Raw genomic sequence first — 24,376 nt, forward strand, 5'->3', positions numbered from 1 at the left:
TCAGGGGGCTTGGGTTAATCGAAGCAATGTACTCAACAACCTCAAACGCTATGATGAAGCCTTAGTTTCCTTAGATCGGGCGCTAGAACTTGATGCCAATTATCAGGGGGCTTGGGTTAATCGAAGCAATGTACTCAACAACCTCAAACGCTATGATGAAGCCTTAGTTTCCTTAGATCAGGCGCTAGAACTTGATGCCAATTATGCGGGGGCTTGGCTTAATCGACTCAATGTACTCAACAACCTCAAACGCTATGATGAAGCCTTAGTATCTTCGGATCGGGCGATCGAACTTGATGCCAACGATCAGTGGGCTTGGGTTCAACGAGGCCGTGTACTCAACGACCTCAAACGCTATGAAGAAGCCTTGAAATCCTTCGATCGTGCGCTCGAAATTGATGCCAATTATCAGTGGGCTTGGGTTTTCCGAGGCAATGTACTTGACAACCTCGAACGCTATGATGAAGCCTTAGTATCTTTCGATCGGGCGCTCGAAATTGATGCCAATTATCGGTGGGCTTGGGCTAGTCGAGGCTATGTACTCAACAAGCTCCAACGCTATGATGAAGCCTTAGTATCTTACGATCGGGCGCTCGAAATTGATGCCAATTATGACTGGGCTTGGGCTAATCGAGGCTTGGTACTGAATAATCTCGGCCGCTATGAAGAAGCTTTAATATCTTGCGATAAAGCGATCGCACTTGGAGATAAAGATTCATCCGTCTTCTTCAATCGTGCCATTGCCATTCTCGGATTGAATCGTTGGGAGGAAGGTATCACCGCCTTAGACAACGCATTCCAACGCCTCGAACCCGATAATGAAGCAGCTTCAGAAGATGCCGAGTTAATTATCAGCAACCTGTTCGCGTTCGCGTTCGATCGAGCGATATCTCAGACTCGCATCGCCAGCCTAATTGCAGTTTACGAAAAACACAAATATCTCTCAGTATTAGGACAGGGAATCGTGCGAAACATCCCCGCGCTAATGTCAGAAATGGTCAGCGACAAAGCCGCCCGCACTTGGTTAGAATTGTGGCAAGAACAAACCAGCAACTACGAACAATTCCAAATTCCCATCCGCCTGCTGAATGCCGCTGTCCGCTACAAGGAAACCAAGGGCGACAGACGAGTTTTGCTAGAACTTCCCATAGAAGAACGCACTTTATTAGAACCGTTGGTTTTACCAAAACTAGAATAAGAAAGACCCGGCGGTTGAAACCGCGTCTATACAAGCAAAACCCGAGCTCAGAGGGGTTGAAGATGGAACAGTTAAAATACGTCATTCTCTTCAGTCCGCGGAGGCGGACATCGTTTGTGTAAACCTGGTTTCAACCGCCGTCAGATCTAAACAGTATTGTCCTACAAAATAGGCGTAAAATAGAAATTGATGATACTAGCAAAGGACTCATCCCCATGACGGCAACAATTCCCACTAAAACCTCATCAGAAATCATCTATCCCGACAGCGACGGCAAACCCATGTCAGACAATACCAAACAGTTTGAACTAATTGTCACGATTCAAGGCGGAATAGATGCCCTATACAAAGACAACGAAAATGTCTTTGTAGCAGGTGACTTGCTGTGGTATCCAGTCGAAGGCAATAACAAAACTCGCCAAGCACCTGATACGATGGTAGTGTTTGGCAGACCGAAAGGTTACAGAGGTTCTTATCAACAGTGGCTGGAAGACAATATCGCCCCGCAAGTTGTCTTTGAGATCATCTCCCCTGGCAACCGAATGGGAGCACTGTTTAAGCTGTTTCATTTCTACGATGATTATGGAGTAGAAGAATATTATGTCTACGATCCAGAAGATAATGAGTTAATGGGTTGGCTACGAACTGACCAAGAACTCAAGTATATTGAATCAATAGAGGGTTGGGTGAGTCCGCGTTTGCAGATTCGTTTTCAAACTGCATCGGGAGACTTGGAAATTTATCGGCCTGATGGACAGAAGTTTTTGTCCTATGTGGAGTTGTCAAGACAACAGGAATCTGTACAGCGACAAATGGAATTAGCACAGCAACAAATGGAAGAACAACGACAAAAAGCCGATCGCCTTTCGCAGAAATTGCGAGAAATGAACATCAATCCCGACGAAATCTGAACAAAAAAGACCCGGCGGTTGAAACTGCCGTCTTATAGCAACCGTCCGTTTTAGGACAGGTTGTTATATTATAAACAAAATTTGTAGGGGCGGGTTCGCCAACCATTTACGGTAAAAATGAATAATCTCATAAACCCGCCCCCGCCCACCAACCATAAAAATGTACCGTGAATTTATTGGTAAAATGTTGATGTAAATTATGGCGGGGATGGGGCGGGTTTATGAGATTGTTTGTGGGTTTTATAGATGGTTGGTGAACCCGCCCCTACAGGATTTTGGGATGTTTTTTTATTTTTTATGAATTAGCGATTTCAATCGCCCTTTCCCGACTCTCCCGACAAAATCCCAACAAACTCCGCGTGTTCCGCCGCATTAATTCCCTCTTGCAAAACCGACATCACCTGTGCCAAATCTCCCGACAACAAAGCCGCTACAGCCAACCACAAACCCGGAAAAACTATGCTGCGAATCGTACCATTCTCATCCGGTTTGAGAGAAACATACTTGCCTTTTTCCAACCTAAACCAATGCAAACGTTGTTTGTTAATCTGCCAAACCATATACTCCTGCACCCCATTTCGCCGATAAGCATTTTTCTTATCATGCAAATCCTTAGATGCTGTACTCGCAGCTATTTCTACAATCAATTCCGGCGCACCTTGTACGTAATCATCATCAGTAATTCGCGAATTTCCTCCATTCTCAATTCGCAGCAAAGCGTCGGGCTGCGGTTCATTTTCTAAATCTAAAAATACAGTAGTTTCAATCCCTAAATCTACCCCTGGTGTTGCCACTTGGTAATTCAACAACCATCCGGTAATCGCAGCATGGGGCCTACCGTGGCTTCTGTGACGTACTGGTGATGTCATGTACACAATTCCTTCAATTAATTCGGCTTTCTTGACGTGCGGCATGGCGAGATAGCGATCGTGAAATTCAGGTTGTGAAAGCCGATCGCCATTTTCCAGTGGCAGAATACTCGCATCGTCATCAGCCGGAGTTGGTAGCTCAACATTTTTTGTACTTCTTACCGATATTTGAGTCATCACAAATTACCTTTTAATACAGCTAGAAAAACTCGAAATAGTCAAATAAATAAGCAGTTATTTACATTATACACTTAACATCAACCTCATTTCATCTTGTGAAAACAACGCTTTCACTCCTCAGACAACCTATAATAACTTGACATATCAGCAACCAGCCATGCAAAATCCCCGCCAAATAGCCTTTCTCGCACTCCGTGAAGTCCACCGCCGAGGTGCATTTGCAGACGCCGCCCTCGATCGCACTTTCCGCAACTCTCAACTCAACGACCTCGATCGCCGTTTAGTCACAGAGTTAGTGTACGGTAGCGTCAGAAGAATGCGATCGATCGACTTTATCATCGACAAACTAGCCACCAAGAAATCCTCCCAACAACCGCCGGATCTCCGCACCATCCTACATTTAGGCCTATATCAACTCCAATATCTCAACCACATTCCCCCCTCCGCCGCCGTCAACACCACCGTTCAACTAGCAAAAGAAAACAAATTGTCAGGACTCAGCAGTTTTGTCAACGGCTTGCTGCGACAATATATCCGTTTAACCCCCCCAACCCCCCCTTACCAAGGGGGGGCTAAGAGTGTTCCTAATTCCCCCCAGCAACCTGAGACTTTCACCCCCCCAACCCCCCCTTACCAAGGGGGGGCTAGGGGGGGTTTGAATTCCCCTCAGCAACCTGAGACTTTCACCCCCCCAACCCCCCCTTACCAAGGGGGGGCTAAGAGTGTTCCTAATTCCCCTCAGCAACCAGAGACTGAAACTACATCCAATCCCCCCCCTTACCAAGGGGGGGCTAGGGGGGGTTTGAATTTCCTAACATTACCCGAAAATAGAATAGAACGCCTTGGAATTTTGCACAGCTTCCCCGACTGGCTAGTAGAATTGTGGATCGAACAAATAGGCGAAACTGAAACCGAACAACTCTGTGAATGGTTCAATCAATCTCCCACAATTGACCTGAGAATCAATCCCTTAAAAAGCTCGATCGCCCAAATTGAGGCAGCCTTCCAAGCCCAGAACATCTCCACTAGCAGAATCCCCCATTTACCCCAAGCATTAAGACTAAATGGCAGTACCGGCGCAATCCAAAACCTCCCCGGATATCGCGAAGGTTGGTGGACAATCCAAGACAGCAGCGCTCAATTAGTCACCCATTTACTCGATCCGCAGCCTGGAGAAATTATCATCGATGCCTGCGCTGCTCCCGGAGGGAAAACCACTCACAGCGCTGAATTAATGCAGGATACAGGCACTATTTACGCCTGCGACAAAACCGCTAGCAGGCTCAAAAAACTGCAAGAAAATGCAGACCGACTCCAGATGAAATCGATTAAAATTCATACCGGAGACAGCCGCCAATTCCCAGAATTTATCAACCTAGCAGACAGAGTATTATTAGACGCACCTTGTTCCGGCCTCGGAACTCTCCACCGCCGCGCTGACGCCCGCTGGCGACACACTCCCGAAAATATTCAAGAACAATCGCAACTGCAATCGGAATTGCTAGCAAATGCCGCGACTTTTGTCAAGTCCGGGGGCGTTTTAGTTTATGCAACTTGCACGATTCATCCTTTGGAAAATGAACAGGTTGTGCGATCGTTCTTAGATAGCAATCCTGACTGGCAAATCGAAGCGCCAACCATTGATTTACCAGTCCAGCCTTCACCGGAAGGATGGGTGAAAGTTTGGCCGCACAAGCATCAAATGGATGGCTTTTTTATGGTGAAACTCAAGCGAGATTAAGAAGAATTCAACCCGCTCCCGTCGGGTGAAAGTTTGACGCTTACGCGGTTTCAACCGCCGTCTTCTTTAAGAGTTTAATATCTCGGTTCTTGATAACGATCTGGTTCTTGATAAGCTGGTTCTTGATAAGCTGGTTCTTGATACGCAGGTTCTTGGTAAGCTGGTTCTTGATAAACCGGTTCCCGATGTCGGGGTTCGGGATGTGGATTGTAAGGTACGATCGCACCATCCTCATTCACAATCATCCCTCGAATAATCTCCTTCGGCTCCACCGGTTTGGCCTTAATACTGCCTTTGCGGCCCTCCAACTCAGGTAACTTGGGAAATTCCTGAACCGGCATTCCCTTCACAGCTTGACTCATAAAATCGCGCCAATTGTAAGCAGCAGTACCGCTAGTTCCCCCCGTCGGATAATTGTCATCATTCCCCAGCCACACACCCGTCACTACCTGCGGAATGTAACCGATAAACCACAAATCCCGCACCTTTTCGGAAGTGCCAGTTTTACCTGCTACAGCGCGATCGGCTAAAGAAGCAGGCCCGCCCGTACCACCAGTCACCACACCCTCCAACATCCAAGTAGTAATCGCGGCACTATCCTTATCCAAAACCCGCTTCGGTTTAAAATCAGCCTTATAAATCACATCTCCTCGCTGATTAATCACCTTAGTAATTCCGTGGGCTTCAATAAAATTACCTTCCGACGCTAAAGTACCGTAAGCATTAGTTAACTCCAGTAAATTCACCTCAGACGAGCCCAAAGCCAGGGAATAAATCGGACTTAATTTAGACTTTATTCCCATATCGTGGGCTAATTTCATCGCCGGTTCAAAGCCGACATCCATCAACACCCTGACAGCCACCACATTCACCGAACTCCTCAAAGCATCAGAGATCGATCGCCAACCGCTAAACTTTTTCCCGTAATTATTCGGTTGATAGCCGTCGATAATAATTGGCGCATCTTCATAGCTGTCGTAAGGCGAAAAACCCGCCCCCATAGCCGCCGCATAAACCAACCCCTTAAAAGTCGATCCGGGCTGCCGCAAAGCCTGCGTAGCCCGATTAAACTGACTTTCCTTAAAATTTCCGCCGCCGACGAGCGCCTTAACTTTTCCTGTTTTTGTTTCAATCGAAACTAAAGCCGCCTGTTCAAAACCCTGACGGCGGCCATCAACCTCGATCGCATCTTTAACAACTTGTTCCGCTATTTTCTGCCACTTCAAATCCACCGTCGTCTCGACAGTCAAACCGCCAGATTCCAAAGCATCCTTAGAAACATAGCGCGGCAATTCCTTGCGAATGTAACTAGCAAAATAAGGCGCGACTACTTTAAATCGTTTCGGCGAACTTTGTTTAACCCTAATAGGTTCTGCCATCGCCTCCTTCGCCTGGGCTTCTGTAATTACCTTCGCTTCCTGCATTTGTTGCAGCACAGTATTGCGGCGTTGTTTAGCAAGATTCGGATTCACCAGAGGCGAATATTCGCTCGGTGCCGGCGGCAAACCCGCCAAAGTTGCCATCTCTGCTAAAGTTAATTTATCGACTGGTTTGCTAAAGAAAACCCAAGCCGCATCCGCCACCCCGTAAGCATCTGAACCCAAATAAACCAGATTTAAATACCGTTCTAAAACTTGTTCTTTAGTCAACTCCCGCTCTATTTTCTGAGCTAAAAGAGCCTCCCGAACCTTCCGCTTAATACTTCTTTCTTGATTGAGAAAAACGACGCGAGCCAATTGTTGCGTAATTGTGCTGCCCCCCTGCACTAAATCTCTCGCGAGCAGATTAGAACCGATCGATCGCACAATACCTTGATAATCCACCCCGCGATGTTCGTAAAAACGGCGGTCTTCTATGGAAATAAAAGCTTTCACCAACAAATCGGGAATTTCCTTAAGTTTCAGCTTATCTCTAGTTGCCGGCCCCGACTGCAACAAAATCGTATTGTCTGCCGCCTTAATTGTCAGCGTTCCATCACGGTTAAAAGCCGACAAATCGTTAACATCCGGTAAAGCTTTGTCTAAGGTGTATAAAACCCACAAACCGTATATTAAAGCGCCACTCCCTATACTGAGAACACCTAAACCTATCCAAAATCTAGGGCGGCGGGAGAGCCGTTTTTTAGTCTTTTCCTGCGGTGCGCTATCTTCCTGCGGTGCGCTATCTTCCGGCGGCGCGCTAATTTCCTGTAGTTCGGTATTTATTTGCAGTTCGGTATTTTGCGGCGCGCTAATTTCCTGTAGTTCGGTATTTATTTGCAGTTCGGTATTTTGCGGCGCGTTAATTTCCTGTAGTTCGGTATTTATTTGCAGTTCGGTATTTTGCGGTGCGCTCTTGGACGGCACTACAATATTATCCGATTTTTCGGGTAATTTATTCCCCAGCACACTCAATCCCGGTCGCAACAACTCCTTTCCTTTTGCTTGCCAACTGGTAACTTGAGGTTCAATTTCCAACCAAGCGATCAAGCGCTTCAACCCTTCCCAATCGCGCTTGACTATTGGATATTGATCGTGTTTTGAGTCTAAATATTCCGATGCTAATTCTGAGTCTTCTGGAGGTGCAGCATCTTCTGATACCACATACTCCGATCGCACATCCGTTGTCCGTGCAGACAATTGAGCCGGAGATGGCGGCGAGTTTAGCCCGGTGCTATGGGCAGCATTTGGCGATTCTCGATCGGAATTACCGCCTACTCCCTTAGTGACTTTGCTCAATTTATCCTTGATATTTGAGAAAAATTCTGCCACGTTCAGACCTTCAAAGCTCATCAAGTCAGATTAAAAATTAAAAATTAAAAAAGCTAGCCTTCTTCAATTTTTAATTTTTAACTTGACATTTTTTATTCAAGAAAACTGTGCAGAGTCTTGAGTTCTTTATTTTGATTTAAAAACTATTTAACTCAAAATTGACCACTCAAAATTATTCTCAACCAGCATGGCCCAGTGCCAAACCCGCTACCAGCATACCCAACACCAGGAAAGGCTGAGCACTTGCCTGATATTTAACATCATTTTCCAGGGGATTGCGCAAAAAGTACATATCCTGAAAAGTGATTTGGGGAACGATCAGCAGCAGGAGAATGACAGCGTAAAGGTTTTGGTGAATGCTGATCAGGTAGCCTGCAATGCCTGCTTGAAATATGTCGATCATCAACACGCAAATCCAGGCTGCGGTGCCGATGCCAAACATCACTGGCAAAGATTTTAACCCTAATTGGCGATCGCCCTCGACACTTTTGAAATCATTAACGATCGCAATTCCCAGCCCTGCCAAACTGTAAAACAGGGTCAAAACCATAATCGTGGGATCTAGTGTACCAAACAAAGCTTGACCTGCCCACCAAGGCAGGGCAATATAGCTAGCACCTAGGGCATAATTTCCCAACCAGCCATTCTGCTTGAGTTTCAGCGGTGGCGCGGAGTAGATGTAAGCTAAAAATGCGCCGCCGAGAGTCAAAACAGTCATGATGGGGAATTCATGACCCGCCCACAAGTCTAGAGCATAGGCCACCGCAATGCCTGCGGCTAATAATACCAAAATTTGCGTTACTACTTGGGGAATCGAAATGATACCCGAGGGAATCGGACGGTAGGGCTCGTTAATGGCGTCGATGTCGCGATCGTAAAAATCGTTTAAAGTTTGAGTGTACCCAGCCAGCAAAGGCCCTGACATCAACATACAAGCGGAGGCGATCGCAAAATTCTCTAAATTCCAAACATAGTTTCCCGAAGAAGCCGCCCCGCACACCACGCCCCACATCAGGGGAATCCAGGTAATCGGTTTCATCAGTTGCAAGCGAATCTTCCAAATGGAAGTTTCCCCGCTAGCAGCCCCTTTCATGCCCAACATTTGCCGAGTTTTGGCACTGCGGTTTTCGATAGCAGCGGTTTCCGGCGAGGGTTCTGGGGTGATTTGGGATGGAGGAGAGTCAGACATAATTGAATTTTAGTGGTACTGCTACTATTGTGTCGTTTTCCGTTTCAATAATAATTCTGATAGGATACCACTGATATTTAAGGCACCGTCTTGAAAACTTACCCGGATTGGAGTTGATCCTAGAGAAAAATACGGGTTTTACCGAAATTATTTAATATCATTGTTTTGTGTAAATGTCAAGAGGATCAATAGTTTTTTTAATAATTTAGCTGAACCCGCCTGTGGTTGGAGATGTTAGCTAGCGGGTGCATTTATAGCAGTTGACAGTTGACCTGGGACAGTCTTAGTAGGGTGTGTCGCCATTTTTAATCTCTCGCATTTAATTGCAAATCTCATGGATCCGCACCTTAGACACTGATAGGTTCATTGAAGATCCGAGGTGTGTCGCTATTGAGATTGTCGGTTTTTTTAAAGATGCTCGATAGCGACACACCCTACGATTCTAGGTTCATTAAATGTCCGAGGTGCGGATCCCTGTTAGATTGTCTGTTTTTCAGAAAAATGGTGGATAGCGACACACCCTACGACTAGCTATATAGGAAAACTGCCAACTAACAAATATGGCGGTATGAATCAAAAGGCAGTCCAGTCCGCCGCTTGACATCAACAACTGATTTGTATGCGCCTTTGATCTGCCTTTCTCTAACTATGGTTTCAGCCACAACCCGATCTAAACCACTTTGGATCAACTCTTCCGGTGAAAGAATATTTAACCGTTTCCAAGTAAACTGGGATTCTTTTTGATAATTGTAGCTGAAGCAAATCATCGGGGCGATGCGTCTGACGTGACTTTCGGGTACTCCGGCGATTTCTGATAACTCTTCGGCGTGGGTAAAAAGGTAGCCTTCGTTTTGCAAAGATTCAATATCGTTAGCGTAGACGATCGGCAAACCCAAGATTCTGACCATATCATCTTTGGTGCACTCGTTAATATCTATTTTGCCGCGCACGTTGGCTAATTCTTCGGCATTTGTCGCAGTTGCAGGAACCAGCAAGCCTCTGGGTGCGGTTTTGATCAGATAGCGCTTTTTCAAAGAAAAGGCTGTGACAATTTGAGCGATCCAAACGAGGGTGCCGAAATTAGCTGAAGAAGATAGGGCTAGTGCTGCTAAAGTAATGCCAACACCCCATCCCATCCAACTGCGAATATTTGTTTTTTGGCCTGCATAGGCGATCGCCAATCCGCCAAAGTAGGGAATAAAAGAATACCACACCCAGTTGGGAGTTTGACGCAGCCAGTATAACTCTTGAGACACTTTAGTTCTATCCTCTATCGACTGTTATTTGACTCTTATTTAAATCTCACCTTTTTCATACATGACTTATGCAAAAAGTGGTTTGACACGCTACTGATAGGGGTAAGGTGCTGAGGGGCGAACCCTACTACATATAAGAATTTGTGCGTAAATCCTGTCAAGCCTGAATTCTCTTCTTCCTTCTTCCTTCTTCCTTCTTGCTGATGACTAATGACTAATGACTAATGACTAATGATCGATGCCCCATGCCCCATGCCCCATGCCCCATGCCCAATAACTTACAATTCCCGCAGCAGTTTTTGGCGTTTTTCTTCATATTCTTCGGCTGTAATTGCGCCCATATCGTAAAGTCCTTTCAAATCTGCGATCGCCCCAGTCACATCTTTTGCCCCTCTGATCGCGTACCCAGACTGCAACATTCCGGCATTGTACTGTGCATTAAAAGCTGGTTCCGACATCAGCAGCAGACCTAGAAAATCAAAAAATGCGAAGAGTGACGGAATTAACGTCCAGGAAAAGAGCAAATACAATACTCCTGCTAAATTGTTGCCCAAATAAAATTTGTGACCTCCGAAACCTCCGATAAAAAAAGCTAACACAACTGCTACGGTTTTATCTTTTACCATTTTTCCCTTTCCCCAGTTTTTTTACTTTAACTTGTGCGATCGACAACGAATGCGATCGAGGCAAGCAATCTTACTAATTTTTACTCATTTACTTGGTTTTTTGCGAAACATAGACATCGCAAAATAGAGCATAACTATACCGGCTTGAGCCTGTAGAATGACAAAGTAACCTCTCCAGAAATAATCGAGTTCGCTACTTGCATTCAGAGAAAATATTAAAGCGCCTAGGGCTGCGTAGGGTGCGAAACGCATCCAACTCGTTGCTCGCTCTAACTTGCGGCTGTTGAAATTGCTCATGGGGTTGAAACCTCATCTTCACTTAAAACTAACATACAAATTAGCCGGATGGTCAAGTTCGCTTGGGTGCGAGATCCCGGGCCAGTCTTGCATTCATCAGCGGACAAGATATTACTTCCATCTTAAAGCAAGTTTTTCCGTTAAAGTAAGCGGCCGGGCGATCGCGAAATTCAACCTCAGCAGGCAGTGCCGATAGATGTCACAAAAACCCGGTTAATTCACAATTATTCACAACCGCCCGCATTAACTGGCGCCGCCGCCCAAAAGAAACAGACTCAAGAGAGTTCCGCTATTCCAAAGACTGTGGAGAAGCATGGGAGCGAGGAGATTGCGCGATCGCGTGTACACAAACCCCAACACCGCACCCAAAGTCGCCAAAGGCAGAATCTCAGAGACACTCAAGTGAGCCACAGCAAACAAGAAAGCCGAAGCTGCGATCGCCCCCCAAACAGGCAAATAGCGAGTCAGAGAAGGCAGCAGAAAGCCCCGAAACACGATTTCCTCAAAAACCGGAGCGGCGATCGCAGCAGTGCCGAAAAACACCGCCAGAGCCACGTTGTCCCTACCTTCAAGAACGATCGGCAAAATCTGATTGCTGCCCCCTTGTCCCTGCCAAAATTGCTGATTGATCAGCGACACCACAACCACCAAAGGCAAAGCCACAAAATAGCCGCCCAACCCCCACAAAAACCAACTTCCCCGCCAATCAATCCGAAACCAACCATCAGGAAAAGGCAAATAAGACTTCACAGAAAAATACAGTACCGAAAGCCCGCCAGCCGACAGCAACAAATAAGTAGCAAAGATATAAAAAGCCTTTTCGCGGGCGTCGAAAATAGCAGGATTCAGTTTGAGAACAGCCAGAGAAACTGGCAGCAAGAAATAGGGAATCAAGATTTGCCCGACAAAGAAAAACCCAACAACCAGCACCTGCCAAACAATCTCCCCGTCCCAAGGCACATCCCAAGTCAAGCTGGCATTGCGCGCCAACAGCGGCCCGGAACCTGCCTTATCTAACTGCTGGCGCTGCAACAGCCACTGCACGCTCAAACCAACCAGTAAAACCGTACCGATACAAAGTCCGATCGCCGGAACACCAACAATAATTGCCAACTTTTCTACAGCTTGCTCAGCCGTTACTTGCTCTGCTGCTTGCAGCGCCACCAGCTCCTTAGAACGTTCTTGCAGCTTGTAAAGTTGAGTGAGAGCGCGATAGCGAAACCAGCCGTCCAAATATTTTTGAATGCGAGGCTCGGCATCCGGGAAAAGTTGAGGCGGATTGCTCCAAATTCCCGTCAAAACCTGAGCAGTTGCCACGGAAGGATCGGTATCACTTTCGGTTTTGTTCCGCGCAACTAAACCTTGCCAAATTTGGAACGCCTCCTTAGTTTTGCCGCTGGTTGCCTGCAAAATTCCGAGGCGCAATTCAAGTTCGTTTAGCAGAGCTGACTGTTGGTTGACCAACTCTTGCACAGCCTTTTGTTGTGCAGATTTGAGAGCATAATTTTCCGACTTTGAGACGAGAGTCGGCGGAATTTGTTTAAATTGTGCTTGAGTTGTTTCGAGAGTTTTTTGAGTCGAATCTCGCGCTTCTTGATACTGCGCCAAAGCCGTATTTAAAGGATCTGAACCGATAATATTGTTGCGCGCCGAACTTAAATTAGCACTCTGATTATTTTCTCCTAGCCACTCTAGCGCGTGAAGCAGCAAATTTGTCTGATAGAGTTCCAGCCGGCTTTGAATTTGCGGCTCATTCCAACTAGCAAGTAAAGATAAACCGACCAGGGCGATCGCGATCGCCGTTAAAATACCTAAAATTATCCGCTTCAGTGTCATTCCTGCTTTTCCGTCCCGCGCAAATCCGTGGCTAAGTCTTTCCCGTCTTTAATCATAGGTCGTTGCAGTCGAGAGTATCCCCTCAACTGGTAAAATTTCACTGGCTCATCTTTTTGAATGGCGCCGCACCCTTCGACTGGGTAAGGTACGCATCTGGTGTGAAGAGCTAGTTCAAACGTAGGATCGCTCTACAGTTTGACAACTAAGCCCCGATCCCCCCTAGCCCCCCTTCTGAAGGGGGGGACAAGAGTCCGATCGAAGTCAACCGCTACTCCCCGATCGAAGGGGGAGGCAAGAGTCTGCTCAAAGTCCCCGCAACGATTCGGGGGATTTAGGGGGATCGAGGCTAAGCTAAAAGCGAGATTTTTCAACGAGATCAGGTGTGCACCGCGCACCCTTCGACTCAGTAACAGGCTAAATCTAAAATCTAAAATCTAAAATCTAAAATCGAATGACCCGCATCATCTTAGTCCGTCACGGCAAAAGCACATACAATCAAGAGCGTCGCATCCAAGGGCGCCTCGATAAATCAGTTTTGACAGAAGCAGGCCGCGCCGGCGCCCTTCAAGTAGGCGACACGCTCAGCAGCATCGCCTTTGATGCCGCCTACACCAGTCCCCTGCAACGAGCCAAAGAAACAGCAGAAATCATCCTGTCGCGCTTGACAAATCCGCCAAAACTCCAACCAACTGATAAATTGATGGAAATCGATTTGCCATTGTGGGAAGGAATGCTGCGCCAAGATGCGATCGACCAATTCCCCGAAGCATATCAGCAATGGCAACAACATCCAGACAAATTTTCCATGAAACTACCTTCAGCCGAAGGAGAAATAGAACACTTTCCGGTACTAGCCGTTTTTGCTAGCGCCCGCAAATTTTGGCAAGAGATCTTATCCGAACACAGTTCAGGTACAATTCTAGTAGTAGGTCACAACGGAATCAACCGCGCGCTCATCGCCACAGCCTCAGAAATTGCCCCAGATTACTATCAATCAATTCAACAGTCAAATTGCGGAATTAGCGTCATCAACTTGGGAAATTCCCCTATTGCTACCGATGACCAAACAGAGCCAAAACAAAAAATTGCAGTTCAATTAGAATCCTTAAATTTAACCGCCCATACCGGAGAAATCTTCCCCAAACCGAGGGACGGACACCGAGGCCCGCGCTTGTTGCTGGTGCGTCACGGCGAAACAGACTGGAACAGAGCAGGTAAATTTCAAGGACAAATAGACGTACCACTCAACGATAACGGCCGCGAACAAGCTCGGCAAGCCGCAGAATTTCTCAAAGATGTAAAATTAGATTTTGCCATCAGCAGTTCCATGCTGCGCCCGAAAGAAACAGCCGAAATTATTCTCAAACATCACGGCGACTTGCAACTAGAACTCCGCGACGAATTGAGAGAAATCAGCCACGGACTATGGGAAGGAAAATTTGAATCAGAAATAGAAGCATCCTATCCAGGTTTGCTCGAAGAATGGAAAACATCCCCTGAAAACGTGCAAATGCCCGAAGGAGAAAATTTAGAGCAAGTTTGGAGTCGGGCGATCGCAGCGTGGCGAGAAATTGTACAATCAGTATCTGGTACAGGGATTGTCGTTGCCCACGATGCCGTCAACAAAGCCCTACTCTGCCACCTATTCAATTTAGAACCAGAGCATTTCTGGAAATTCAAACAAGGAAACGGAGCCGTTAGCGTGATTGATTATCCCCACGGCCCCGACGGTTTACCCGTACTGCAAGCGATGAATATCACAACTCATTTAAGCGGCAGCATTTTCGACCAAACAGCAGCCGGAGCACTGTAACTTTTGAGGTGTTAACTTAAGTCTAAAATCCTTGATAAATCTCGCTGTTAGCGTAGTCTCGATCCCCCCTAACCCCCCGATCGAAAGGGGGGACAAGAGCCTTATCAAAGTCCTCCGACTATCCGGGGGCTGCAAGAGTGCTTCCGGTTCCCCCCTTCGATCGGGGGGAGTAGGGGGCAAGAATTCGGGGGGATCGAAGGCCTAATTATCAAACAGTAGATTGATAGCACGTTTAAAGCTTAAGTTAACACGAATACCAATACCCTCCGCCACGCTTCGCCGGACAAAAGTCTGAATTTTAATAGCAACCACCAAGCATTGTTAACTGCTTAAACCATTGCTTTTATTCCTCTTCCTTCCCCCCTCTTCCTTCGCGTACTTCGCGTCTTCGCGGTTCCATCCTCCATCCATCCATCCATCCGTGACATCCGTTAAATCCGTTAAAAAATCCGTTGCCGAACTTCCTTCTTTATGATCCGCGAACTGCTACAAAACATAAGAGTAATCGATCCAATTTCAAAGATCGATCGCACCACTGATATTCTAATCACAGAAAATCAGATCGCAGCAATCCAAGAAAACATCACCGAAATTCCCGCCGACACAGAAGTCCGAGATTGCCGAGGCTTAATTTTAGGGCCAGGATTAGCCGATATCTACAGTCATAGCGGAGAACCAGGTTTTGAGGAACGAGAAACCCTAGAATCCTTAATGCAGGCTGCGGCGGCTGGCGGTTTTACGCGAGTGGCAATTTTGCCCGATACATCCCCACCAGTGGATAACTTGGCCAGTTTAGCCTTGTTGCAACAACACATCCGCAATTTGTCGCCCTCCCTACCCCGCTTGTATTTTTGGGGCGCGCTGACAGCGGGCGTTAAAGGTCAGCAGATGGCCGAGTTGGGGGAGCTGGCCTCCTCTCCAATAGTAGGGTTTGCGGACGGTTTGTCGCTATCTAATCCGGCTCTGGTGAGGCGTTTGCTTGAGTATATCCAGCCTTTGAATAAGTCTGTGGCTTTGTGGCCGTGCGATCGAACTTTAGCAGGAAATGGCGCAGCGCGGGAGGGTTCCGTATCGGTGCGCTTGGGTTTACCGGGAATTCCCGCAAGTGCCGAAACATCGGCTTTGGCGACAATCCTAGAGTTAGTCGCATCTGGAGGCACTCCCGTACACATCATGCGCGTTTCCACCGCCCGCAGCGTGGAATTGATTCGGGATGCCAAGGCGCGGGGTTTGCCCGTGACTGCGAGTGTAACTTGGATGCACTTGCTGTTGAATGTCGGCGCAATTTCAGGAAATACCAAAGATGGCGGAGACGGGAAAAATGCTCTGACGGCTTCCTTCGCCTACGATCCGAATTTACACCTCGAACCGCCGTTAGGCAATCCGATCGACCAATTAGCCTTAATTCAAGCTGTGAAAGATGGGGTAATTGATGCGATCGCGATCGACCACAATCCTCGTACCTACGAGGAAAAAACCGTGGCTTTTGCTGATAGTCCCCCTGGGGCGATCGGGCTAGAATTAGCCTTACCTTTGCTGTGGCACGGACTGGTGGAAACTGGCGAATTTTCGGCTTTGGAACTGTGGCGAGTTTTAAGCACGGGCCCCGCCGTTTGTCTCGGACAAACCCCCGCTACGGTGGCGCCAGGAGCCTCTGCTGAGCTGATTTTGTTCGACCCGCTCGTGACTTGGACTGTTGAGGGGCATAGTCTGAAGTCGCGATCGGCAAACACGCCTTGGTTGGGACAGCAAATAGCAGGAAAAGTTCTACAAACTTGGGTTTAATACCAAGTATCAAAAATATTGCTAAGTAGTTGGACAAAAATATTTACAGTCATTGCTGTGGGAACGCAATCCCAACCCAAGCGATTGCTTCATTACGCTTCGCGACCTTCGCTGCGGACATTGTGTAATTAATTCTGTTTAACTACTTACTACCGAAATTAGAGGATCTCCTTTGTAGGGAAACGGCCCAAGCTAAGTCCGGCGGCGGTTATGCAAATCAAAGATAATTGCTTGTTACCAGGAAGAGCCTGGTAACGCAGATCCGGAGGCAGAGCCTCCTTTTACGAACCAGATTATACGAGAGAGGACTGTAGGAGCTGTTTAAGTTATTAAATTTTCATTCCTAAGTTCGGCGGCGGTTATGCAAATCAAAGATAATTTGTATAACATTAACAATTGTAGCAAGACTTTTTCAAATTGGTATAAAGAAGGACTAAAGTCCGAACGATCAAACCGCATTTGATAGGACTAATAAGCAATCAAAAAATATCTGACTTAGGTTCAGGTAATCTCAACTGCATTTCCTGAGAGCGTTTTAGGTAATTTTCCGCTACGCAATCTAGCGGGTTTTTGCGCACGCACTCAGCAAAAAGTTGTGCAGCTTCTTTATGTTTACTCGCAGTGTAGTTCCACAAAGCTTCTAAAAATAGGTTAAAAGTCGCTAACTTGCCCTCTTTTACTTCCGGCGGATCGGCATCAAATACTTCATGAATCGTCACCAACTCGGATTTGCCTTTAACTCTAACCCGACCAATATTTCGGATCGCATATTTCGGGTATTCACTTACATTTAACTGTAAAAAAGTATTGTGAGTAATTAACATCGAAACCCCGTAACTTTTGGTCATCGTTTCCACGCGGGAGGCTAAATTCACCGCATCGCTAATCACCGTACTGTCCATCCTCGTTGTTCCCCCAACTGTTCCCAGCATCAGCTTACCCGTATTGATGCCGATCCCAATTTTAATCGGTGCAAAGCCCTCATTAATGCGGTGTTTATTATAATCGTCGAGACGGTATAGCATAGAAATTCCAGCATTCACAGCATCGCTGGCACTGTGACCGAACAAAGCCATAATTGCATCGCCAATATATTTATCAATAAAACCATTATTTTCAATAATAGTTGGCTCCATGCGGCTCAAATAAGAATTAATAAACTTGAAATTTTCCTGAGGAGTCATGCCCTCAGAAATACTTGTAAAATCCCGAATATCGGAAAATAAGACAGACATTTCCTTTTCCACGCTGTCGCCGAGTTTGATATCAACTAAGCTGTCACGGCTGAGCAGCGAGACAAATTCATTCGGCACAAAGCGTCGGGCAGCTTTAGTTAATTGTGATTGCAGTTCCAAGGCTAATTCTAACCTCTCATTCACTTTTCGCAGTTCGGCATTTTGTTCGACCAGCTTTTTATCCTGACTGTAGCTGTGGACGGCTTCTGTCACGGTCAATTTCAAGTCTTCAGTTTGCCAAGGTTTGCCAATAAAGCGGTAGAGTTTGGCGTATTTTATCGCACTTCCCACAGCTTCAATGGTCGCCTGACCTGTTAGCATCACCTTGAGAGTTTTGGGAGAAATTTCATGAACCCGCCTCAATAATTCATCTCCTTTCATATCAGGCATCACGTAGTCGGAGATAATTAAAGGAATCTCTTCTCCGTCTTCCATGAGTTCAGCAACTAAGTCTAGAGCATCCTCACCTCCTTCCGCAATTTCAATCCGGTAAGTATTGCCTAAAGCATCTTTTAATTCAGCTTTGAGGCTTTTCAGAACCGTCGTTTCGTCATCGACACAAATAATCACTTGTTTACTCATAGCGATAAAGCCGTTTTAATGGTTTCGATCAACTCTTCTTCAGACCAAGGTTTATTTAAACAGCGATGCAAGTCAGCTTCATCAAAAGCTCTTTGAACGGCATCCTCATCGGCTTGACCTGTCAGCATCACCTTGACTATCTTGGGAAACTTTTTATGGACACGAATTAGAAATTCATCTCCTTTCATTCCCGGCATCAACCAATCAGAGACAATCAAGATAATCGTTGTATCATCGTCATTAAATTCATCTATCAATTCTAAGGCATCGGCGGGATTTTCCGCTAATTCATAAACGTAAGTATTGCCAAAGGCTGATTTGAGTTGAGTTTTGAGACTTTTCAAAACTACTTTTTCGTCATCAACGCACAGAATGACAGGTTTAGACATATTTTTAAATCTGAGCGATTGTTCGTTGTTGACTATTGAATGTATCCCCCGATTTTTCGGGCTGGCACTACCTGCAAAAAACCGCATAACGCAAGTCGCCGAAGCGGTAATGGCAATGCTTAGCTACTTAGATTATCCGGGATTGACGGGCAGGGAAACGGTAAAAGTGGTTTTGCCCGGAACCGATGCAACTTCGATTTTCCCGCGATGTTTTTCAATTATTTTTTTGACAATATCAAGTCCTAAACCTGTGCCTTCGCCTGGGGGTTTAGTCGTGAAAAATGGAGCGAAAATTTTCGACATAACTTCTTCAGGAATTCCCTTACCGCTATCCGTGACTGCGACTTTGACACGATTGCTTTCTTGAAAGACATCTAGAGTTAATGTGCCTTTATTGTCCATGGCTTGCAGGGCATTATGTATGAGATTTGTCCACACCTGATTTAGTTGATCGGGGTAGCAGAGCACTGGTTCTATTTTTTGGAAGTTGCGAAATACTTCTACCCCGTGTTTCAGGTTGTTTTGATACAGCGTGAGTATGGTTTCTATGCCTTCAACTAAATCCGATTGAATCATCACTTCTGAGGAGTCGTACCTGGCATAATTTTTCAGGGCAAAGACGACTTTTGAGGCTCGATCCGTTGCGGTATTAATTGTTTGGGTACCTCGCTGGATTTCTGTGAGTTTGTAAGCCATGTCTAAGATTAGCTCGCGATCGGTTTTTAGCAGCAGAGACAAAAAGTCATCGGCTTCATAAATCCCCATATCTACTAAGGTGTCGGCGATATCATCGGCTTCGTCAATGTTTTCATCTTCGAGTTGACCGACTAAAGTTCGCCTTAATTTCCTTTCTTCTTTCGCTGTCAAAGTTATATCTTTTTGCAGCGATTGATTGAGTAACATGAAGAAGATATTTGCTTCTTCGGCAGATAACGATTGAAAAAGTGCAGGCAAGTTAGATAGGGTTTGGCCCAAAAACTTAGTCATATTTCCAGCACTCGATCGGATCGCACCCAGCGGAGTATTCAATTCGTGGGCAACTCCGGCTACTAATTGTCCTAAAGCAGCCATTTTTTCTGAATGAACTAACTCTTCTTGGGTAGTTTGTAGGTGGTCTAATGCTGTTGTGAGTTCTTGCGTCCTTTCACTAACTTGAACTTCGAGAGTGCGGTTGTATTCCGCTACCAATTTCTCAGATTCTTTGCGTAGGGTAATGTCGGCAAAAGCTGCGATCGCATAATTCACATTTCCTTTGTCATCATAAATTGGCGTTCCCCAAACTTCGATCGGAATAGTCCTATTTAGCTGGTGAATTTCTATGTCGTCAGCGTTGACACTTGCCCCTTTAAAAGCACAAACTATCGGGTCTTTTTCTTGAGGGTAGATTTCCCCGCTATCGGCGATATAAATTTGATATACCTCTCGAATTTCTGCGGATTTGATATCATCAACTATGCCTTTTCCAAGCAAGGATTGAGCCCGAGAGTTAACGTAGTAGGGTTTACCGCTGGGTTCTGCTACAAATATCCCGACCGGCACGGCTTCTAAAATTTGGTTGAGCCGACTTTTACTCTCGGATAATTCGGCGTTTAAATTTTGCATTTCCTCAAAGGAAAGTTGCAGTTGTTCTGCCATACTTTTAAATGAGTTGGCAAGTTCGCCAACTTCATCATTGCGGTTAATTTCTACAGTTTTACCCCACTGACCTTTGGTAATATTTTTGGCTGCTTCATTCAAGTATAAAATTGGCTTTGTTACCCATCTGGCTGTGAGTATGCCGACAATTATAGCTGCTGCCAAGGCTGCAATACACAGCAAAACTGTAGTTTTGTTGTTGGCATTAATTTGTTCCAAGAAATCTGATTCTGGAATAATTACTACAATCAGCCAGTCCAAACCTTTATCATCTTTTAGGGGAGTAACTTGCATGAATTGTAGCTGGTCTTTAATCTTCAAGCTAAGCTGTTGGCTTTGCTGAATGTTGTTGAGGTTGCCAAAGTGTTCTTGCAGGTATTTAGTAGTGAGGCTGATGGCGGCGTTTTGGCTAGCAGTTGCTTGAATTCTTTCTGTCTCTTCACCCTTGATTATATATACCGGATCTTGAGTTGATGTCGTAATTAAGTCGCCCGATCGCTCTATAATAAATGTCTGTCCAGATTTGCCAATTTTTAACTTCTGGAGGAACTCGTTAACTTGCGAAAATAGTAAATCAGTGCCAAAAATTGCCTGCAACTGCCCCGATTCGTCGTATAACGGTTGCGCCGCTGTAATTCCCAGTCCTTTGCTAGTAAAGTCGGCGTAAATTTTGCTCCAAGTTGCGGTTTTTGCTTCGCTTGCTGCTGTGTACCAGGGACGGACTCGCGGGTCATATTTAGGTTTGACTTTAACTAAGTTAGTTGGTTCGCCTCGGTTATTTGCAGCATAATAATTCATGTTGCCGTCTGTAAGTTCGCTGCGTTCTTGCAATAAAAAATTCCCCTCATTAGTGCGCCGCGCGGCAATAAAATCTCCGCCTGGAGTGGCAATATATGTAACGCTTACTGTGTCAAAAGTTTGCAGTTGCTTCCAGAAGTGGCGCTGTATTTTCGGAGTGTCTTGCAAGTTGAGATCTCCCAGTTCAAAAGCGTTGGCTTTGAATTGATTTAGTTGGTGGGGAAATGTCATGTATGCTTGGACTCGTTCGGAGATGCGATCGCTAATTTCTTGCTGCAATTTTGTAGCAACTTCGTTAACCGCTTGCTGTCCGTTCCGAAATGACAAATACCCCACAACTCCCACTGCTGCGAAGATTTGCACGACAAATGGAACTATCAGAACTGTTCGCAAAGGGAGGGAGCGAACTGCTTTTACCACTGATCTGCTAGCAGATTTGGTTGGTTGTAAAACTTTGATGGTTGAAGGAGTAGTCATGCTTGGAAAAACTTGTGGCTTGGTAAATACTTTCTCGATTTAATTAGTTGCACCCAACAAGTTATGATTTGTTATCCCAGCACCCTGATTGTGAATTTGGCCTTGCTATGGTGCAGACAAGCGATTTTCGTTGTATTATAGCAAATCGTCCGCCAACAGCGATCGCGCCATCTAATACTTCTTGATTGCTCCCGCCCAAAAACGGATACAAGCCCCCGACAGGAGTCGCGATCACCCCAAAATTTTAGACTCAAGTTCTAGCTCGCAGATTCACGGAGCTCGAAGTAAATCTAAAACTTGTACTGAGCGAAGTCGAAGTATCTCAAACCTAAAATCTCAAATCGACTGACTTTGTTACAACTCTAGTTTAGGTGACCGACATCCACCTTAAAAAATTGGATGCCTACTCGCCAGCATCGCCCGGAGAAGTGTTTCCCTTTTTCTCATTGCTGTCAAAAAAATGATGCTGTAAATGCCCAAGCAGTTCTCCGGGCGATCGCGCATACAAAAAATCTCACAAATCCTTGAGATTTGCTATCACGATCGCAGTTTCTTTGACACAATGAATCAAACCAAAACAACTGTAATTAATTTTACAACAAAATAGAGTGAATATCCGGATTGTTTGGGAATTTGTTGCAGTTGCAGTCCTTACCGCAGAACTTCTAGATGTAGGGTGCGGTGTGCATCACCTTACTTGCGGCTATGAGTAGCGTGTAAAACCACTTTTTGGCCTTAGTCCTAAGTTGTTAAATCGTAGATTCCAGCTCAGCAGCAGCTTGGCCCCCCATTTCTCGCAGGAAAAATAAATATATCACTGCCCCCCCCTTAAATATACCTTTTTTTGCGATAAAAACGCGAAAAACGTGGCAGTGTTCAAGGGAAATTGGGAGCGGATCTCCGGATTTTTAGCGTAGGAAAAACGCTAAATATTCCGGATTTTTGACCTGAGATATGAAATAAACATATTCGGTATTCGCGATCGCATACATTAGCAATTTGTCTTAATTGTTTAAGCCAATTGGCTTAATTTTGGCTTAAACAAGTGGCTGATAGTAAAAAGAGTGCGATCGCCCGATCGCTCTCGGGTTAAATCTAGCAAATAGAAAATAATATGGAGATTCGCGCGATCGAACTTGCAGCGATCGCGATCCGAAGAGCAAAAAATTAGTGCCTCTCATGGTACAATCCCTGATACTTGGTGATTTCACGTCTAAAAACACGCCGACCAACGAAACAACTCCCACCACCCGGAGGCCCCATACTTTGATAAATGATGTCGTCGCGACAGACGATATTTTTACCCACAAAGCCCAAAAAACAGGGTAAATACATGATTGCTGTTGTTCCCTCGTGGAATTCCCCACCGCAAAACCTGACATTAGACATCAACGAAATTCACGTTTGGCGAGTCTCTCTGGCTCAAACAGCGTCTTGCTTGGAGAGTTTACAACAGACACTCTCTACCGACGAACAGACAAAAGCAGAGCGTTTTCACTTTCCAAAAGATCGATCGCAATTTATCGTGAGTCGCGGTGCGCTGAGAGAAATTCTGAGTCGCTATCTGCACATAAATCCCAGCCATCTAAGCTTTGAATACAACCCCTACGGCAAACCCTCTCTCATCGTCGCCCAAGGTGGAGATACCCTGCGTTTCAATTTGTCTCACTCTCACGAACTAGGGCTAATTGCTCTTACCAAAAATCGAGATATTGGCGTCGATGTTGAACGAATCAATCCCAACTTTCCTTGTCAGGAGATTGCTGAAAGGTTTTTTTCACCATTAGAAAACACAGTGTTGCGCTCCCTCCCCGAACATCTCCAACCCACAGCGTTTTTCACCTGCTGGACTCGCAAAGAAGCCTATATCAAAGCAGTCGGTAAAGGACTTTCTATTCCCCTGAATCAGTTTGATGTCAGCCTTGCACCAGGAGAACCAGCAGCGCTGTTAAATGTTGAAGAAAACCCAGAAGAAGCATCGAGATGGTCTTTAATTGAATTAATTCCCCGTTCAGATATGGTCGGGGCTGTTGCGGTTGCAGGAGATTGCTCGAAACTTCATTGTTGGCAATGGACATGGAAGTTTTGAGCTATGGTTTGTAGTGAGGACTTTAGTCCTTCTAAAAAGGTTCGTAGTGAGGACTTTAGTCCTTCTTCATCTAAATGTTTGGCTCAGACTAGGATGTGACGTGCGATCGCCAAGGGGTAATACTTCCCCGGAATATTAAATTAAAATTGCGATCGTAGTTGACTCGCCATCACCTCCCATAATTACCTGTGGCTTCAAAAAATTTTCAGCCCAGATATAACGATTTCAATTAATTCCGATTCCAACCAAGGCTTATACAAGCACGAATGAAGGTTTGCTTCCTTTTTCACCCGGGCAATAGCAGCTTCATCAGCTTGACCTGTTAGCATAACTTTCACGATTTTCGGGAATTTTTGGTGGATAATAATCAGCAGATCGTCCCCCTTCATCCCCGGCATTAACCAATCTGATACAATCACCATGACTTGAACATCCTCTTCAGTAAGCTCCTCTAGCATTTCTAGAGCATCGATCGCATTTTCGGCCAGTTCATAATAATATTTAGTACCAAAAGCTGACTTGAGTTGCGCTTTAAGACTCTCCAATACAGCGATTTCATCATCAACACATAAAATTACTGGTTTAGGCATTTTTAATTCAACGGAAACTTTTGGAAAATTGGAAATTGGGAGAAAGATCAAGAAAAAACAGCTATCCGTCGCTCCGTGACACCAGTTTTAACAAAGAATGCAACTGTAAGCAAGCTCAAAGACATGATAG

Annotated in this window: 18 protein-coding genes; 6 read left to right on the forward strand and 12 right to left on the reverse strand. The window is 45.6% G+C overall.

The window, feature by feature from the left end:
* Both QUB64_RS23645 and QUB64_RS23650 read left to right on the forward strand, forming a co-directional pair.
* The coding region (locus tag QUB64_RS23645; protein ID WP_333394229.1) for a tetratricopeptide repeat protein at positions 1 to 1,198 on the forward strand (1,198 nt) is incomplete at its 5' end.
* Between the two features lie 215 nt (positions 1,199 to 1,413).
* On the forward strand, positions 1,414 to 2,109 hold the full coding sequence (locus QUB64_RS23650) for a Uma2 family endonuclease (protein WP_333266543.1): 696 nt from the start codon (positions 1,414 to 1,416) through the stop codon (positions 2,107 to 2,109).
* A gap of 311 nt (positions 2,110 to 2,420) precedes the next feature.
* Here the strand turns inward: QUB64_RS23650 and QUB64_RS23655 are convergent, their stop codons facing one another.
* Entirely contained in the window at positions 2,421 to 3,155 is a 735-nt protein-coding gene (locus QUB64_RS23655) for a Uma2 family endonuclease (protein ID WP_333266911.1), read from the reverse strand.
* 160 nt (positions 3,156 to 3,315) lie between these two features.
* Between QUB64_RS23655 and rsmB the strand changes: the two genes are divergently transcribed.
* A complete protein-coding gene (gene rsmB, locus QUB64_RS23660) occupies positions 3,316 to 4,899 on the forward strand; it encodes a 16S rRNA (cytosine(967)-C(5))-methyltransferase RsmB (RefSeq protein WP_333266545.1) in 1,584 nt (527 codons plus the stop codon).
* A gap of 74 nt (positions 4,900 to 4,973) precedes the next feature.
* Here the strand turns inward: rsmB and QUB64_RS23665 are convergent, their stop codons facing one another.
* From QUB64_RS23665 to QUB64_RS23690, 6 genes are all read right to left on the reverse strand, one after another.
* The gene (locus QUB64_RS23665; RefSeq protein ID WP_333394232.1) at positions 4,974 to 7,670 is read right to left on the reverse strand and encodes a transglycosylase domain-containing protein; all 2,697 of its coding nucleotides are present in this window, start codon (positions 7,668 to 7,670) and stop codon (positions 4,974 to 4,976) included.
* A gap of 157 nt (positions 7,671 to 7,827) precedes the next feature.
* Positions 7,828 to 8,838 (reverse strand): chlorophyll synthase ChlG, encoded by a 1,011-nt coding sequence (chlG, locus tag QUB64_RS23670; protein WP_333266547.1) that lies wholly within the window; start codon positions 8,836 to 8,838, stop codon positions 7,828 to 7,830.
* 551 nt (positions 8,839 to 9,389) lie between these two features.
* Positions 9,390 to 10,094: a helix-hairpin-helix domain-containing protein gene (locus QUB64_RS23675; RefSeq protein WP_333266549.1), complete on the reverse strand. Its 705-nt coding sequence runs from the start codon at positions 10,092 to 10,094 to the stop codon at positions 9,390 to 9,392.
* A gap of 278 nt (positions 10,095 to 10,372) precedes the next feature.
* Entirely contained in the window at positions 10,373 to 10,720 is a 348-nt protein-coding gene (locus QUB64_RS23680) for an NINE protein (protein ID WP_333266551.1), read from the reverse strand.
* Positions 10,721 to 10,804: 84 nt separating this feature from the next.
* Entirely contained in the window at positions 10,805 to 11,017 is a 213-nt protein-coding gene (locus tag QUB64_RS23685; protein WP_333266554.1) for a hypothetical protein, read from the reverse strand.
* Positions 11,018 to 11,260: 243 nt separating this feature from the next.
* Positions 11,261 to 12,853, reverse strand: a complete 1,593-nt coding sequence (locus QUB64_RS23690) for a CPBP family glutamic-type intramembrane protease (protein ID WP_333266556.1) — start codon at positions 12,851 to 12,853, stop codon at positions 11,261 to 11,263.
* Between the two features lie 451 nt (positions 12,854 to 13,304).
* Between QUB64_RS23690 and QUB64_RS23695 the strand changes: the two genes are divergently transcribed.
* Positions 13,305 to 14,666 carry a histidine phosphatase family protein gene (locus QUB64_RS23695; protein WP_333266558.1) on the forward strand — a complete coding sequence of 454 codons (1,362 nt, stop codon included), beginning with the start codon at positions 13,305 to 13,307 and terminating at the stop codon, positions 14,664 to 14,666.
* A gap of 471 nt (positions 14,667 to 15,137) precedes the next feature.
* Positions 15,138 to 16,451: a dihydroorotase gene (locus tag QUB64_RS23700; RefSeq protein ID WP_333266560.1), complete on the forward strand. Its 1,314-nt coding sequence runs from the start codon at positions 15,138 to 15,140 to the stop codon at positions 16,449 to 16,451.
* Between the two features lie 479 nt (positions 16,452 to 16,930).
* Here the strand turns inward: QUB64_RS23700 and QUB64_RS23705 are convergent, their stop codons facing one another.
* The 4 genes from QUB64_RS23705 to QUB64_RS23720 all read right to left on the reverse strand — a co-directional run bounded on the left by QUB64_RS23705 (position 16,931) and on the right by QUB64_RS23720 (position 22,748).
* Positions 16,931 to 18,268 (reverse strand): adenylate/guanylate cyclase domain-containing protein, encoded by a 1,338-nt coding sequence (locus QUB64_RS23705; RefSeq protein ID WP_333266562.1) that lies wholly within the window; start codon positions 18,266 to 18,268, stop codon positions 16,931 to 16,933.
* Positions 18,265 to 18,657, reverse strand: coding sequence for a response regulator (locus tag QUB64_RS23710; RefSeq protein WP_333266564.1), 393 nt, complete (start codon positions 18,655 to 18,657; stop codon positions 18,265 to 18,267). The genes QUB64_RS23705 and QUB64_RS23710 overlap by 4 nt, the downstream gene beginning before the upstream one ends.
* A gap of 132 nt (positions 18,658 to 18,789) precedes the next feature.
* Positions 18,790 to 21,567 (reverse strand): HAMP domain-containing sensor histidine kinase, encoded by a 2,778-nt coding sequence (locus tag QUB64_RS23715; protein WP_333266566.1) that lies wholly within the window; start codon positions 21,565 to 21,567, stop codon positions 18,790 to 18,792.
* Positions 21,568 to 22,604: 1,037 nt separating this feature from the next.
* Positions 22,605 to 22,748 (reverse strand): hypothetical protein, encoded by a 144-nt coding sequence (locus QUB64_RS23720; RefSeq protein ID WP_333266568.1) that lies wholly within the window; start codon positions 22,746 to 22,748, stop codon positions 22,605 to 22,607.
* 152 nt (positions 22,749 to 22,900) lie between these two features.
* Between QUB64_RS23720 and QUB64_RS23725 the strand changes: the two genes are divergently transcribed.
* Positions 22,901 to 23,656, forward strand: coding sequence for a 4'-phosphopantetheinyl transferase family protein (locus QUB64_RS23725; protein WP_333266570.1), 756 nt, complete (start codon positions 22,901 to 22,903; stop codon positions 23,654 to 23,656).
* A gap of 194 nt (positions 23,657 to 23,850) precedes the next feature.
* On the opposite strand, the gene QUB64_RS23730 is transcribed toward QUB64_RS23725, so the two are convergent.
* A complete protein-coding gene (locus QUB64_RS23730) occupies positions 23,851 to 24,246 on the reverse strand; it encodes a response regulator (RefSeq protein ID WP_333266572.1) in 396 nt (131 codons plus the stop codon).
* Between the last annotated feature and the right edge of the window lie 130 nt (positions 24,247 to 24,376).

The organism is Microcoleus sp. Aus8_D2 (genome assembly GCF_036702665.1).
Classification (GTDB): Bacteria; Cyanobacteriota; Cyanobacteriia; order Cyanobacteriales; family Microcoleaceae; genus Microcoleus.

Excerpts from the sequence above, each read along its gene's own strand:
- QUB64_RS23650 (WP_333266543.1), top strand. The coding sequence starts at position 1,414 with ATGACGGCAACAATTCCCACTAAAACCTCATCAGAAATCATCTATCCC.
- QUB64_RS23655 (WP_333266911.1), bottom strand. The coding sequence starts at position 3,155 with ATGACTCAAATATCGGTAAGAAGTACAAAAAATGTTGAGCTACCAACT.
- rsmB (WP_333266545.1), top strand. The coding sequence starts at position 3,316 with ATGCAAAATCCCCGCCAAATAGCCTTTCTCGCACTCCGTGAAGTCCAC.
- QUB64_RS23665 (WP_333394232.1), bottom strand. The coding sequence starts at position 7,670 with ATGAGCTTTGAAGGTCTGAACGTGGCAGAATTTTTCTCAAATATCAAG.
- chlG (WP_333266547.1), bottom strand. The coding sequence starts at position 8,838 with ATGTCTGACTCTCCTCCATCCCAAATCACCCCAGAACCCTCGCCGGAA.
- QUB64_RS23680 (WP_333266551.1), bottom strand. The coding sequence starts at position 10,720 with ATGGTAAAAGATAAAACCGTAGCAGTTGTGTTAGCTTTTTTTATCGGA.
- QUB64_RS23685 (WP_333266554.1), bottom strand. The coding sequence starts at position 11,017 with ATGAGCAATTTCAACAGCCGCAAGTTAGAGCGAGCAACGAGTTGGATG.
- QUB64_RS23690 (WP_333266556.1), bottom strand. The coding sequence starts at position 12,853 with ATGACACTGAAGCGGATAATTTTAGGTATTTTAACGGCGATCGCGATC.
- QUB64_RS23695 (WP_333266558.1), top strand. The coding sequence starts at position 13,305 with ATGACCCGCATCATCTTAGTCCGTCACGGCAAAAGCACATACAATCAA.
- QUB64_RS23700 (WP_333266560.1), top strand. The coding sequence starts at position 15,138 with ATGATCCGCGAACTGCTACAAAACATAAGAGTAATCGATCCAATTTCA.
- QUB64_RS23705 (WP_333266562.1), bottom strand. The coding sequence starts at position 18,268 with ATGAGTAAACAAGTGATTATTTGTGTCGATGACGAAACGACGGTTCTG.
- QUB64_RS23710 (WP_333266564.1), bottom strand. The coding sequence starts at position 18,657 with ATGTCTAAACCTGTCATTCTGTGCGTTGATGACGAAAAAGTAGTTTTG.
- QUB64_RS23715 (WP_333266566.1), bottom strand. The coding sequence starts at position 21,567 with ATGACTACTCCTTCAACCATCAAAGTTTTACAACCAACCAAATCTGCT.
- QUB64_RS23720 (WP_333266568.1), bottom strand. The coding sequence starts at position 22,748 with ATGAGAGGCACTAATTTTTTGCTCTTCGGATCGCGATCGCTGCAAGTT.
- QUB64_RS23725 (WP_333266570.1), top strand. The coding sequence starts at position 22,901 with ATGATTGCTGTTGTTCCCTCGTGGAATTCCCCACCGCAAAACCTGACA.
- QUB64_RS23730 (WP_333266572.1), bottom strand. The coding sequence starts at position 24,246 with ATGCCTAAACCAGTAATTTTATGTGTTGATGATGAAATCGCTGTATTG.